The following is a 14,260-nucleotide window of genomic DNA, read 5'->3' on the forward strand; positions in this document are numbered from 1 at the left end:
TTGAGACGGACATGGTGAGCGAATTCGACGAAGCGGCGGTCGCGAAAGCCTACAATCAGGGGCTTTCGCTCGAGAAGGCCGGCGACCGGGAGGGTGCGGCCGAGGCCTATCGGCGCGTCCTTGCGCTCGATCCGCAGGACCACGGCGGCGTTGCCATCCGTCTTGCCGCGATGGGCCTCGGCGGAACGCCGGACAGGATGCCCGATGCCTATGTCGCCACGCTCTTCGACCAGCACGCCGACGATTTCGACGACATTCTGGTCGAACAATTGCGATATTGCGTGCCCTTGCAGTTGCGTGAAGTGCTGCGCGCGCATGGCGACCGCCGCTTCGCCCATGTGCTGGATCTCGGTTGCGGGACCGGCCTTGCGGGGCTGGCCCTGCGGGATGTGGCCGGCCACCTGACCGGCGTGGATCTTTCCGAACGGATCGTCGAGCTGGCCTTTGACCGGGAGATATATGACGATCTCTATGTCGGGGAGGCCGTCGGGTTTCTCGAGGAATTCGAGGATGACGACGGGCACCGGCCAAACTGGGACCTGATTGTCGCGACCGACGTATTTCCCTATCTGGGCGCCATTGAGCCCATCGTTTCGGCGGCGGCCAAACGTTTGAATCCGTCCGGGCATTTCGGCTTTTCGACCGAAACGCTCGACAATGCGGCATTTGGCGGAAAGGACTACAAGGTCGGGCAGCGGCAGCGTTTCGCGCACGCGCTGAGCTATCTCCGCAGCGTGTTGGAGCAAAACGGTTTTAGCCTGATCGAGCTGCAGCAAATCGCGGTGCGTTTGGAGGATGGCGAGCCGGTGCCCGGACATCTTGTTCTGGCGCGCCGGACGGATTGACGACAGTTGATATCAGCCGGAGCCGCCGTCGATGCCTGCAATCCTCATTGCCTGCTCGAACTTCAGCCAGTCCTCCTCGAAGCGGAATGGCTGCGCCTTCTTCAGCGTGTCGATCGAAATGTCCGGCCAGGCCTGCAACGCCGCTGCGCCGGCGGCTTCGGCATCATCGGTTCTGCCGGCCTCGGCATAGGCAAAGGCCTGGTTGACCAGCGCCCATGCGCGCCGGTGGTCGTTTTCGGCGCGCTCAACACCGGTTTTTGACCACGCGATTGCCTCCTCGAACTGCCCCTTGAACGTAAAGTCGCGGGAAATGAAATTGGCGTACCAGCTCGGATAGACCGGATTGAGCGCGATCGCGTTCTTCAACAGGCTGATGGAGCGGTCGTAATCCCGGTCGAACGAGGCAACCCAGCCGGCGGTCGCCAGCAGTTCCGAATTGTTCGGGCTGTTCCGCGCTGCCGAAAGGGCCAGCGAAAGGGCGTTTTCATATTTGCCGGCAATCTGGTCGATATAGGCTTGCGCAATGTTCAGTTCGGCATTTTCCGCGTCCGTAAGGTTGCCGTCCAGAAGCGAGGCTTCCCGAAGCAGTTCCGTCGCCGCTTCAAGCGAGGCAAGCTTGTCGTCCGAAAAACCCCATTGCGCATCGAACGTGTGGGTCCGCGCCTCCAGGATCAGCGCATGGTAATAGTCCGGATCGCGTTCGCGCACCTGTTTCAGCAGGCGGCGGGCCTCGATCATCGAATCCTTCGTATAGTTCTGGAAGGCTTTCTGCGCCTTCATGAGGCCGAGATAGGCATCCACATCGGTCGTCCCCGCGCCGCGGCTCGCAAGTTCACGCCTGTCCGACAGCGTGACCTCAAGCGCAACCAGCACCCTCAACGTGATCTCGTCCTGAACGGCAAAGACATCGTTCTCGCTACGGTCAAACCGCTCGCTCCACAGGGATTCACCGGTCTGCACGTCTGAAAGCTCGGCGATCACTCGTATCTGGTTGTCCCTGAGCTGAACCGATCCGGTCAGCACATATTCCACGCCCAGTTCCGCGCCTGCGGCTTGCGGCGCCTGCGATTGTTCAGCGACCGCGAAGGCGGCGCTCGACGAAATGACGGCGATCTGCGGAACTTCGGACAATGCCGAGATGATCGATACCGTGATGCCATGCGCGAACATCGCGCCCTCCGGGTTCGTCGTCACGCTATCGAAGGGGAGAACGGCAATGGATGGCCGGTCGAACAGTTGCGTTTGGGAAGCGGTGGTAACGCGCGATGACCGCTCGCCGCCCCAGATCCAGATCCCGGCAACGACCACAATCGCCGCCAGCACCACCGCCGCAAGGCCGGCAGTGAGGATCACGCGCATTGGCTGCTTGTCCCGTTGCTGCCCGTCAACCGCAGCACTGCGGGATTTTTCATTGAGTATGATTTCGTAGGCGGACGTCGTGTCGGGAATGGCATTGAGCATCGCCGAACCCACCGGCTCGATCGTCAGATCCAGACCGGATGACGCCTCGTTCCTGACGGTTTCGGAGATGCAGATGCCACCGGGTTCGGCCAGTTCCATCAGACCGTAGGCGATCTGCTCGGCGGCTTCGAGCCCTTCCTGCTGAACTTTGTCTATGCCGATACGGAACTGGATTTGCCGGTCCGTACGTATGTTCTTGTTTCTTGCCAGAAGGGCAAGCTGCATCGTCACGGCGAAGAGCACGGCGTTCCGTGTGTCCGGAAACTCAAGGACGGCCCGGCCTTCTAGTTCGCGGAGCTGGCGGCCTTGGTGAGCGGCCAGGCTGGCCTGGACCAGATCGCGGTTGATAGCGTCGACGGCTTTTCTGGTGCGGGCCGAATCGACCCGCATCAATCGCGAATATCCAACGATGACCGCTGATAATATGGCTCGGTCGTGGTTCATAATATTCCGTGTGCGATCGTATGATTTACGTTCGGACGGTTAATCTCAAATCTGCGGAAAAACAAATGCATAATCTGTTTCTGTGTGCAAATGAATGATTGCGGTTGCTCACTTGCGCGCTTTTTCCTGCTCACCCGCCGCTTCCGATGACCGGCGCGCCGCGCCAGATCACTGAACAAATCTGGACAAACCGGCACATAAGTTAAATCGTCACCACAGCCTAATCCTTGTTTCAGCCTTGTCGCACACCTACCATAGAGTGAGAACGCAGCTTGCCTTGCACCTGGCCGGAAGCCCGGCGGTGTCCGGCACTCATACACCGAAAGGAATTGCCTGACTCCATGCAGTCAAACCCGAATTCAAGGATTCCATGGCCTGAAGACTTCACGGCGCTCGAGGGCTTGCTGCTTGCCGAGCTTGGCGGAGACAGCCGGATTTTCCTGCATCGGCTCATTAGCGAGGGCAAGTCCGGTGCCCACGTAATGGTTGCCGATGTGACGAGCGAGAAATTTACCGGGCTGGCGATATTGAAACTGGACCGGGCTCAGAGTGCTCGCCGCGCCGAGGCGCTGGAACATGAGCGGCATCGCAGGGCCATAGAAGTCGCACCCGATTACGCCGCGCACTACCTGCCCAAGCTCGTTTGCGCGGTGACCGAGGCGGACAAGGTGGCGGCCCTGACCACCATCGCTGGCCGCGGTCTCGAATATGCCTTGCCGTGGAGCGCTTGCTCCTATGGCCCGCAACTTGAAACGGCGGTCCGTCTTTCCGACGACCTGCTTGAACGCTGGAACGCGAATTACAGCCTCGAGCCGGACATGCTCCTGCCGCAAGACCTGCTCAGCCAATGGCTGGATTACCGGATTCACCGGGAGAGCGGCAGCCGTATCCACGACTTCATCGAATCGAAATGCTCGCTGAACGCTAGCGCGCCGACATTGCTGTTCGACGGTGACTGGCTGCCCAATCCGCTGGCATTCGCCGTCGGCCTTGTATCATTGCCCGACACCGCACACTTGAGGGCAATCCGGGGCAACCAGCACGGCGATCTGCACGGCAAGAATGTGCTGGTCACCAAACAGGCGGAAATCGATCCGAACTACTATCTGATCGACCTCGATTTCTACCGCGACGACGGGTTCCTGTTTTACGATCACGCAATGTTCGAGCTGGACTATCTTCTCACCTCGCGCGAAGCGATAAGGCCGCGGCACTGGAAGACCATCATGCAGAACCTGCGGCGTGGTTCGCAGGGGCCGAGGGATGCCGGACTCGTCGGCGAGGATATCGGCATCCTCCAGCTCGTGCGCGAGTTCCGCGACAAACCACGGCACTGGATCGACCGTCACGAGCCGAACCGCCTGTCCTTTCTGGAAAGCCAGTACATGCTCGCCCGGATTGCCGCCGGCCTGGCGGTTTCCCATCAGCGCCGGGACGACGTGTCACGGGCGCTCGGGTTCCTCTACGCGGCATTCAATCTGAAGGATTACCTTGCGTTGCATGAGTTCGACTGGCCGAGGCACGGTCCCGAATTCGCAATCCAGAACCTTTATGAGGGAAGCTATTCGTCCGTTGTCGGCGCGGGTACGGAGGCGATTGGCAAGCCACAATCTGCCGCGGCGCCCGGACAGCCGCTCAATCGCCCGCCGAAAAGGGTCGTGGCGGTGCTTCCCCTTCTGTGTTCGAATGATCAGCAGGCCCTGGAACAGATCGCCGATGGTGTGACCGACGGGATCATATCCGACCTGTCTCGGATCGACTGGTTCACCACCGTGGCGCGCTCGGCGATGCGATCCTATCGCAGCGGCGATATCGATCCGCGGACGGCGGGCCGTGAACTTGATGCACACTATGTGGCCTGCGGCTCCGTCAGGAAGGTGGAGGACAATATTCAGGTCTCCATTCGCCTGATCGAGACGGAGTCCGGCAATGAGGTTTGGTCTGAAAAATACCGTTTCGATTCCGGGGTCGACGATCTTCTGACGAACGAGGACATCATCGCGAACACCATCGCTGCAAGCATCGATACGGAGGTCGACCGCAACGAGCAGGACAATGCGATGCGCGCCAGCTCGGAAGACCCCGACTGCTGGGGACTGGTCATGCGGGCGCGCTGGCATATGTCCCAGATGACAAGGGAGGACAACGAGGCCGCCCGCGAACTGGCGCTCCGGGCAGTCGAGAAGATGCCGGGCTATGCAGCACCCCATGCACTGCTCACGCAAATCAAGATCCGCTCTTTCTTTTTCGGCTGGAACGAATGGAGCGAGGGCGAAATGGAGGACGCGGTGAACCTGGCCCGCCGCGCGGTGTCGTTGGATCCGGGCAGCAGCTACGCGCATGAATCCCTGGCCCGGGCCTACCTGTTCGCCCGTCGAATCGCTCCGGCCGTCAGAGAAGCCGAAACCGCCGTTTCACTCAATCCCAGTTCGTCATCGGCGCATCTTTGGCTGGCAATCGCCATGCTTTGGGCCGGCAAGCCCGCCGAGGTGCTGCCGATCATCGAACTCTCGCTCAAACTCGGCAAATACAACCAGGGGCTCGTCTTCAAACTGACCGTCAAGGCGGCCGCATACTTTGCTCTCGGCCGTTTACAGAAGGCCGAGGAACTGATGCAGCAGGCCGTGGAGGTCGGCAGCGGCGAGATGATCGGTCATTTATTCCTTGCCATCATATTGAGCCAGCAGGGCCGGCTGGAGGAAGCACGCCAATCTGTCAGAATGGCGCTGGAAAAACGCCCCGATATGAACTGCAGAAAATTGGGCGTCATGTTTTCCGGCATGAAGCCGGAATTCATGGAGCCGCTTCTGGAGCGCGTTGCGGCGCTGGGCATACCGGAATAGGCGCGGTTCCGTTTCAGTCCTGGGATTCGCCCAGAACTGTTGCCAGCCTCTGACAATAGGTCTCCAGCACCCTGATACGTGCAAAGCGCTTGTCATTGCCTTCGACCAGCGTCCACGGCGCCGCCGAGGTGCTGGTGTACTGCACCATGTCGTTGACCGCCTCTTCATAATCGTCCCAGCGGTCCCTGTTGCGCCAGTCTTCGTCCGTCAGTTTCCAACGCTTGTACGGCGTCTTCTCCCGCAGCTTGAATCGGGCGAGCTGCTCGTCCTCGGTGATGTGTATCCAGTACTTGACGAGAACCGTACTGGCGTCGTTGAGCTGCTCCTCGAAATCGTTGATCTCGGCGTAGGCACGCCGCCATTCGTCCTCGGTGGCAAAGCCCTCGACGCGTTCGACCAGCACCCGTCCGTACCAGGACCGGTCGAAGATCGTGACGTGTCCTGCGCGCGGGATGCGCCGCCAGAAACGCCACAGATAATGCTGTGCCCGTTCTTCCTCGGTCGGTGCGGAAAACCCGTGTACCTGGTAGTTGCGCGCGTCAAGCGCTTCGTTGATGCGCCGGATCGCGCCGCCCTTTCCGGCGGCGTCGGGACCTTCGAACAACAGGACGCTCGAGACACCCTTTGTCTTGGCTGACAGGTGCAGGCGATGCAGCCGCGCCTGAAGGTCGAGCAGCCGTTCCTTGTAGCGATGTTTTTCCAGACGTTGGGCCATATCGAGCCCGCTCAGCACGGTGATCGATTTGGCATCCTGGTAGGCGCTGGCATTGCCGGCAGCGGCCGATGCCGCCGCTGCCTGTCGGTGTTTGTTCTTGCCGCCCTTGGATTTCTTCTTGGCGGCAGGCCCGTTCTTGCTCGCTCCGCCCTTGCTCTCCATGTCATCCAGCCGGTGCGCGATGGCGTCGCGCAGGATCGTCGACACGGTCACCGCCCGGTAGTTCGCATCCGTCCCTTCCACAACGGTCCATGGCGCTATGCCGCGATTGGTCCGCGAGACAAGTTGTTCGGCCGCGCCGATGAACCTGTCGTAGATACGCCAATGCTCCCAGTCCCGCTCGGTAACCCGGGCCGCCGTCAGGGGGTCGTTCTCCAGGTTTTTCAGCCTGTTCTCCTGGGCGTCGCGGCTCAGATGCATCCAGAATTTGAGGATCAGGGCACCGTCACGGGCGAGCGCCCTTTCAAATCCGACGATCCGCTCAAGCTGGTTGACAAACGTGGCCTCGTCGGTCCTCTCGAACACCCGGTCGAGCATGGGACGCGAATACCAGGCGCTCAGGAACATGCCGATGCGTCCGCGCGGCGGCAGGTCACGCCAGTATTTCCAGAATTCGGGCCGGCTCCAGTCGCCATCCCCGTCGCCGTCATAGGCCCGCGTGATCAGCCAGCGCGGATCCATCCAGGCGTTGAGCAGGCTGACGGTCTCTCCCTTGCCGCCGCCGTCCACGCCGGCAAAAACCAGAATGACCGGAAACAGCTTGCTCTTGTGCAGCGTGTCCTGAAGTTCAAGAAGCTCCTGCCGCAGATTGGGCGCCATCCGCTTGAATTCGGCCTTGGCGATCGTCCGGCCCAGTTCCGCGGTCTCGAACATGTCAAATCCCTGGTATCATGCCATTTCTACTGTATTCCGGCGCAACACTATCCGATCCGTCCGGCCGATGACAATCCGGCGGGATCGCAGCGGAACCCGTTTCTTCGGCGCTGCGCAAGCGTCGCGTGCGTCGTCATGGTGACGGACCGTCAGCAGACCGCTACGCCGCAGGGCCGTATGGTGAACTTTTCCTCGGGCTCGGTGCGCGACGCGTCGAACATCCGACCGTCAACGCATTGCACGCGCGCCTCATAATACCGGCTGGTGCCGATCTCGCCTTCGCGCATATTGAGATAATAGTTCACGGCACATTCCAGTTCGGCCTGGAGCTGCAGTCCGAGATCGTCCACCCAGGCCGGATCGGAGGACTGAGAGAGCGCCGGAGAGACGGATGCCGTGCAGAACGCCAGAGCCGCCGCAAACAGGGTTGAACGTGCAAATTCAGACATGAATACCTCCTGTACCTTTGGACAGATTCTAGGGCGCGTTCATCGTTGAACGCATTGCGTCAGATCAAATGGGAAGCCTTCGATTTGAACTTTAATAGGCCGGCGGGATCGGCGTTTGCCATCCTGGCATTGAGGAGAAAACCCATGTCTGAGATCCATCCGACCGGCATTGATGCCTATAAACCCTCGGAGATTGCCAATCTCGTTCGGGTAGCCGGCGTTGCCAAGGTTCATCTGCCGTTGGTCAACATGTTTACGCTCGCCGTGTTGGCCGGTGCATTCATCGCATTCGGTGCGGTGGCCTTTTCCATGGTCATGACCGGAACGGACCCCGGCTTCGGCCCGTCGCGCTTTCTGGGCGGCGTGGTTTTTTCCCTGGGATTGATCCTCGTTGTCGTCGGCGGCGCGGAACTTTTTACCGGCAACGCGCTTATCGTCATGGCCGCCGTCGACAGGCTGGTCGCGCCGGCGGAACTTCTTCAGAACTGGATGGTCGTTTATGCGGGCAACTTCATCGGCGCGGTCGGCCTTGCCGCGGCGATGGCCTTGAGCGGCATGCTGGACGGTCCGATCGGCGCCACGGCGGCGAGCATAGCCGAGGCGAAGGCGGCGCTGGGGTCGCTGGAGGCGCTCATGCGCGGAGTCCTGTGCAACGTGCTGGTGTGCCTTGCGGTCTGGCTGTCGCTTGCCGCAAGGACGGTGACGGGCAAGATCCTGGCGATCGTCTGGCCGATCGCAACATTCGTCCTGCTGGGTTTCGAGCATTCGATCGCCAACATGTATCTGATCCCGCAGGGCATATTTGCGGGCGCAACGGTTTCCGCCGCCGATTTCGCGCATAATCTGTTCTTCGTGACGATCGGCAACATCATCGGCGGCGCGGGCGGCGTGGCGTTGGCCTACCGCTTGGCCTACGGTCCCAGGTCGCAGCGGTAACAGCCGGTCAGCGCGCGTTCGGCCGCTGCTCGACAAGGCCGCCGTTCTCCAGCAGATCGCTGGGATAGAGAATGACGGTATCGTCGGGCTCCAGACCGTCGAGCACCTGTGCATGGGCACTGTTCATCTGGCCGATTTCGATTTCTCGCAGGTCTGCCTTGCCTTGGTCGACAACAAAGACCGACCACCGCCCGCCGGTCCGGAACAGCGCGGCAATCGGCACCCGCAGCACTTCGTCCTCCTGCCAGATGCCAAGGCGCGCCAGCACCCGGTAGCCATGGCCGAGATTGTCCGGCACTTCGGCCGGGTCGATCACCACATTGACCCGCTGCTCTTCGATGCCCAGCGACGACACCTTGGTGAACGCGGCGGGCTCCACAGTGCGAACCGTGCCGGCGATATCATTGTCGCCGCCCCAGTCGGTGATCACCACCGACGCGCCGGGACGGATCCTTGCCGCGTCGCTCGACAAAAGATCGACGACGATTTCGAGATTGCGCGGATCGCCGATCTCGGCAATGCGGGTGCCGGGCGAGACGGCCTGTTCGCTCCGCGCAAGCACCTTGAGCACGACCCCGTCGATGGGCGCCGTGATGCTGACGCAGCAATCGCCGGCCGGATCGGCGGTGCGCCGGCCGCCCGGCTGCTGCAGCCGCGCTTCCGCACTCGCCAGCTCCGCCTGGCGCAGCTTGATGGTCGCCTCGGCACTGGAGATCTGAGCCTTCTTCAGCTCCAGTTCGCTGTAGGACTGTTCGAGCTGGCTGATCGAAATCGTCCGCGACTGCGCCAGCTTTTCAGCCCGTTCGTAGTTCGACTGCGCCAGGTCGAGCGCCGTCTGCGCACGTCGCAGCTCGACCTGTGCCAGAGAGACGGCCGAACGCGCTGCCTCGGCGGCGGCGCGCAATTCCGCCCGGGCGCGCTCGTCCAGAAACGGCGGATCGAGCGGATGGATGGAGGCGATGATGGTTTCATTGGCCGTTACGGCCTCACCCTCGTCGAGCGTGGTACGGGCGAGATAGCCGGCGATGGGCGAGGAAACGGCGTAGACGTCCTTGACGCGCGTAACCCCCTCCTCGTCGATGGTCACATGAAGTGCCCCCTTCGAGACGAGGGCGGTATCGACCGCGACAGGTTGCTCGCGCAGGGCAAGATAAAAACCGCCGCCGATGATGGCGACAATGGCGAGCAGTCCGATCCGTTTTATCCAGACACGCATGGGTTTACTCTCTTGTTTTGAGCACGCGGATGAGGTCGAGTCGGTCGACCCGCCGCCGCACGATCAGGGCCGAGACGATGGCGGCGCCCAGTACCACGAGGCTGGAGATCGCCATGGTCTGCGGACTGACGATGAGCGGAATTCGGAAAAGGTCGTTTTCGAATCCGCGCACGACGGACCAGGAAAGACCGTAGCCCAAGGCCCAGCCGAGTGGCTGCGCCAGGAAGACGATGACGGACAATTCGATCATCAGCACGCTGGACACCTCCGCCTTGGTGAAACCGAAGACGCGCAGGCTGGCCAGCTCCCGCGCGCGCTCCGAAAGCTGGATGCGCGTCGAGTTGTAGATAACGCCGAAGGTGATGATCACCGCCAGGGTGATATAGATCGTGGTGCTCGTGGTGATGTTCTGCTCGATCGTCTCGCGGAAGCGTTGGCGCGACACGCCTTGCAGAGCGATCGATGCAATGGCCGGCGTGCGTTTGATCTCTCCGTAAAGCGCCGCCAGTTCCGCCTCGTCCACCTGAACACGGGCGCCGGAGATGCGCCGTCCGTCCCGCAACAGGCGATCGAGCGCCTCGGCGCGCATATAGGCGGTAAGCCCCACATAGCTTTGCGCAAGACCGCTGACGGCGATCGCGCCGGGCACGGCCGGCCCGCCCGTGTCGGGGCTGCCGACAGGGCTCTGCGCCAGCGCGCCCACCTCGACCTCGATGGTCCGGTTGTCGCGTTCCAGGAGTTCGACCTCGACAAAATCGCCCGGCTTGAGGTGCAGCTTGTCGGCGACGCGCTCGGAAAGGACGAGGCCTGCCGCAGGCGGCGGCATGGGGCTCAGATCGAGATCGAGTATGCGTGAAAGGTCCGCGTCCTCGGGCACGCCGACGATGGACATGCGCAGCTCGCGGTGACCATTGCGCAGCTTGACCGCGGTTTGCCGGAAGGGCTCCGCCTTGAGGACGCCGGGCAGCGACGACACCGCGAAAATCGCTTCCGGTCCGAGTTCATCCGAGAAGGTCAGCGTTGCGTCCTGACGGTCGGCCTGGAAGAAGATCGCGTCGATCATGAAGTCGATGGAATCATAGGCAAACATGGACGTCACCAGCAGAGCGACCGACATCGCTGTGCCGAGCGTCGTCAGGAGCGAGCGTACCGGCCAGCGGATGAGATGGCGGAACGCCATGACGGTAAGTTGCGAGAAGATGCCCAGCCGCTCCAGCCGGCCCAGGAACAGGCTGTGATAGGTGGTCGGCGCCGGCGGGCTCATGGCAACGGCCGGCGGCAGTGAGACGGTCGACCAGATGGCCTTTGCCGCTCCTGCAAGCGCCGCCGCGACGGTGACGGTGCCGGCCAGCACATAGAGATCGATGCTCTGGCGGAAAATCAGGAACGGAAAGGAGAAGAAGTCCGCGTAAAGCCGCGTCATGCCGCGCCCCAGCCACAGCCCGGCAACCGAGCCGATAACGAGGCCGACGAGCGCGATGGCGATGACGAGCTTCGCGTAGTGGCCGCCGATGGCGAAATTTCCGTAGCCGAGTGCTTTCAGCAGGCCGATCTGCTCCCGCTCCAGCGCGATGAGCCGCGACAGGATCATGTTGACCAGGAAGGCGGCGACGACGAGGAAGATCGGCGGGATGATCGACGACATGGCCTCAAGCTGCTGCAATTCGGAATCGAGAAAGGCGTGCGAGAACTGGTCGTCGCGGTCATAGGCGCCGGTGCCGCCATGGGCATCGAGAAGCTCGTCGAGTGTCTCGATGATCGCCGGGATTTCGGCGTTGCGGACTGTCGAAAGGCTGACATCGTTGAACGCGCCCTCCATGTCGAACAGCCCTTCGAGGGCCTTCTGCGCCATGAAGAAGACGCCGTATCGGCGCGGATCCGGCACCATGTCGCCCGGCCCGATGGCATAGACATATTCCGGCGACAGCACCGTGCCGACGATCTTCAGCGCCCGTTTGCGCCCGTTCATGATCGCCTCGAACGTATCGCCCGGCCGGAAGCCGTGCGCCTCGGCAAAGGTTTCGCTGACCGCCACCTCGTTCTCGCGGCCTGATTCCGGCAGCCGCCCGTGGCGCAGGTAAAGCCGGTTCACCGACGGTTCGCGGAATTCGGGAATGGAAACGACCTTGCCGGAGGCCGGTTCCGCCATTCCGACGACATCGATCAGCACCGGGCGCACGATCCGCAGTTCGGCCGAGGCGACACCGGAGATGTTCTCGATCCTGGACTGCAGATGCCGCGGCGCCCGCACGGCCGACGCGAAGACGGTGCCGAAACGGTAGCGGTCGTAAAAGGCCGCGCGGGTTTCCTCCAGCGAGCGATAGGCTCCGACGGACAGGATCAGTGTCGCGACGCCGCAGGCCATCACCAGCGCGATGGCCAGTGCCTGTGCCCACAGGCGGCCGAGATCGCGATAAAGCTTTCTGTCGAGAACGGCCATCGTTACCAAACCACCTCGGACGGCCGGATGCGTGTCTCGTTTGTCTTCACCTCGGAAATTTTTCCGTCGATGAAAAAGATGACCCGGTGCGCGATTTCCTGGATCGTCGCGTTGTGGGTGATGATGGCGGTGGACGTGCCCAGTTCGTTGTTGATGCGTGCCAGCGCCTCGAGCACCAGGATACCGGTCTTGGAATCGAGCGCCCCGGTCGGCTCGTCGCACAACAGCACTTCCGGCCGCTTGGCGATCGCGCGGGCGATGGCGACGCGCTGCTGTTCGCCGCCGGACATCTGCGCCGGAAAATGCGACATCCGGTCGGAGAGATCGACAAGCGCCAGCGCCTCGTCCGGCGTCATCGGATCGCGCGCCACTTCCGTGACCAGAGCCACGTTTTCCCAGGCCGTCAGGCTGGGAATCAGGTTGTAGAACTGGAAGACGAAGCCGACATGATCGCGCCGGTAGCGCGTCAATTGCCGTTCGCTATAGGCGGTCAGTTCCCGGTCGCGGAAATGCACGGTGCCGCTGGTCGGCGTGTCGAGCCCGCCGACAATGTTCAGAAAGGTCGATTTGCCGCTTCCCGACGGGCCGAGCAGCACCACCATCTCGCTTTCATAGAGCGTGACGTCGACACCGTTCAGCGCCCGCACCTCGACGTCGCCGCTGCCATAGATTTTCGTCAGGCCTTCGGTCCTGAAGACGGCTTTAGCCATTGCGCAACACCTTTCGCCGCGCAACCCATGCACCTTTTAATATATATCCGCATTGATCTTCATCAAAGGCACGGCCGCAACTGACAGCGTGACGGCATTTGCCGCCCGTTTGTAGGCATCGCAGTGGTTTGGGGCTTGTAAGGGGCCACGGTGCCTGATGGTTTTTCAATGCAGCGAAGACCGGTCGCTAGCTTATGCCCTTTTCGGATATTCGGATTTCATTGCACCTAACAGGGGCTCTGAATCACAATTTTTTTTATTGGTTTGGTGCAATCAGTCGGGTCTTGGGAGAGCGTTACCGTAAAGTCAAATGGCTCACTGACCATTACACAGCCGTTGTGGGGAACCGGTACTGTGGATTTCGACAGCGAGGATGGATTTGTCAAAGGTCCCCAGCTTTGTGAATAGAAGACATCCCAGATAGCTCTCATCCGACTGCGGACCCGACCCTTTTTTAACGTATAGTATTGCCACGCAGCAACTGAGATCCAGTCTTTGAGGAGCTGTTCTTCGTCGACATTCGACTGAGTTGGGCGCGCTGCATCGGGAACTTCAGTAAGCGACCACCGACGCGACAGAGAACCCTTCTTAGCCTTTGCTACCGTGGTTCCAACGGGGAACATTGTTGCACCGAGTCCGCTGCTTCTGGCTGAAATCACGGAGGCGATACCTCCGCGTTTTGTAATACCCCGTTTTCGCGCGTCCTCGGCTCCTGTTTCCAAGACACTGCTGCTCCAGTGTTCAGCCTGAATTCGGGCAACCGATTTGTCCCGGCTTATCGCCTTCCATCCCTTGGTAAACCAGTGTCCGGTGCTGTTAAACCTCTCACCGACGTTTTTGGTCCAGGGCACGAGGTTGTCGACAACGCATGCTTTCGTTGGATTTGACGCGCAAAGCACCTTTCCCAGGCCGTCAGAAATGGAGTTAGCGTCTCCACCTGTTTCACCTGTCTCTTTGCGGAATTGCTCCCAGTGACTGCCGCTCAGTTGACCGGCCCACTTCTCGGTAATACGAACCCACACCTCATTGTTGTTCTGCATCTTGTGGAACAAATCCGCAATGTTTCCACCGACCCAGTGCCCCATTCCTATGGTGAGATGAGGGTCCTCTGGTTCGTAATAGTGAACTTCGGAAAACAGTCGCCTTGAAGAGCTGGTCGCGTTGAATAGCAGATGCATCAGATACACGTCGGAATCGGCATCCAATACCTGAGCCGGATTGTCGCAAACCTGCGATTCGGCAGGAGCGGTACTTGTGCTGCTAATGCACAAACCGATGCCCAACATCATTATACAGGCCGGAATGCCGATATTGGCCACAGCAAATCC

General features: G+C 61.1%; 10 protein-coding genes. 3 read left to right on the forward strand and 7 right to left on the reverse strand.

The genetic code is table 11. The annotated features are described in order from the left end of the window. Nucleotides 1-11 precede the first annotated feature (11 nt). Nucleotides 12-845 (forward strand): methyltransferase, encoded by an 834-nt coding sequence (locus OOZ53_RS23695; RefSeq protein ID WP_271092247.1) that lies wholly within the window; start codon nucleotides 12-14, stop codon nucleotides 843-845. A 12-nt stretch (nucleotides 846-857) separates the two neighbouring features. On the opposite strand, the gene OOZ53_RS23700 is transcribed toward OOZ53_RS23695, so the two are convergent. Beyond that, nucleotides 858-2,696, reverse strand: a complete 1,839-nt coding sequence (locus tag OOZ53_RS23700; protein WP_271092249.1) for a hypothetical protein — start codon at nucleotides 2,694-2,696, stop codon at nucleotides 858-860. Nucleotides 2,697-3,091: 395 nt separating this feature from the next. On the opposite strand from OOZ53_RS23700, the gene OOZ53_RS23705 reads away from it, so the two are divergent. After that, the gene (locus OOZ53_RS23705) at nucleotides 3,092-5,593 is read left to right on the forward strand and encodes a tetratricopeptide repeat protein (RefSeq protein ID WP_271092250.1); all 2,502 of its coding nucleotides are present in this window, start codon (nucleotides 3,092-3,094) and stop codon (nucleotides 5,591-5,593) included. Nucleotides 5,594-5,606: 13 nt separating this feature from the next. Here the strand turns inward: OOZ53_RS23705 and pap are convergent, their stop codons facing one another. Both pap and OOZ53_RS23715 read right to left on the reverse strand, forming a co-directional pair. Beyond that, nucleotides 5,607-7,181, reverse strand: a complete 1,575-nt coding sequence (gene pap, locus OOZ53_RS23710) for a polyphosphate:AMP phosphotransferase (protein WP_271092252.1) — start codon at nucleotides 7,179-7,181, stop codon at nucleotides 5,607-5,609. 149 nt (nucleotides 7,182-7,330) lie between these two features. Continuing rightward, nucleotides 7,331-7,630 (reverse strand): hypothetical protein, encoded by a 300-nt coding sequence (locus OOZ53_RS23715; RefSeq protein ID WP_271092253.1) that lies wholly within the window; start codon nucleotides 7,628-7,630, stop codon nucleotides 7,331-7,333. 144 nt (nucleotides 7,631-7,774) lie between these two features. On the opposite strand from OOZ53_RS23715, the gene OOZ53_RS23720 reads away from it, so the two are divergent. Then, nucleotides 7,775-8,566 carry a formate/nitrite transporter family protein gene (locus OOZ53_RS23720; RefSeq protein ID WP_271092254.1) on the forward strand — a complete coding sequence of 264 codons (792 nt, stop codon included), beginning with the start codon at nucleotides 7,775-7,777 and terminating at the stop codon, nucleotides 8,564-8,566. A gap of 7 nt (nucleotides 8,567-8,573) precedes the next feature. Here OOZ53_RS23720 and OOZ53_RS23725 read toward each other — a convergent pair whose 3' ends face one another. The 4 genes from OOZ53_RS23725 to OOZ53_RS23740 all read right to left on the reverse strand — a co-directional run bounded on the left by OOZ53_RS23725 (nucleotide 8,574) and on the right by OOZ53_RS23740 (nucleotide 14,251). After that, nucleotides 8,574-9,782 carry an efflux RND transporter periplasmic adaptor subunit gene (locus tag OOZ53_RS23725; protein WP_271092255.1) on the reverse strand — a complete coding sequence of 403 codons (1,209 nt, stop codon included), beginning with the start codon at nucleotides 9,780-9,782 and terminating at the stop codon, nucleotides 8,574-8,576. A gap of 4 nt (nucleotides 9,783-9,786) precedes the next feature. Next, on the reverse strand, nucleotides 9,787-12,222 hold the full coding sequence (locus OOZ53_RS23730; protein WP_271092256.1) for an ABC transporter permease: 2,436 nt from the start codon (nucleotides 12,220-12,222) through the stop codon (nucleotides 9,787-9,789). Nucleotides 12,223-12,224: 2 nt separating this feature from the next. Beyond that, nucleotides 12,225-12,932 carry an ABC transporter ATP-binding protein gene (locus OOZ53_RS23735; RefSeq protein ID WP_271092258.1) on the reverse strand — a complete coding sequence of 236 codons (708 nt, stop codon included), beginning with the start codon at nucleotides 12,930-12,932 and terminating at the stop codon, nucleotides 12,225-12,227. 227 nt (nucleotides 12,933-13,159) lie between these two features. Continuing rightward, complete coding sequence (locus OOZ53_RS23740; RefSeq protein WP_271092259.1) at nucleotides 13,160-14,251, reverse strand: hypothetical protein; 1,092 nt, start codon at nucleotides 14,249-14,251, stop codon at nucleotides 13,160-13,162. Nucleotides 14,252-14,260: the final 9 nt, after the last annotated feature.

The sequence above is a fragment of the Allohoeflea poritis genome, assembly GCF_027889715.1.
Classification (GTDB): Bacteria; Pseudomonadota; Alphaproteobacteria; order Rhizobiales; family Rhizobiaceae; genus Hoeflea_A; species Hoeflea_A poritis.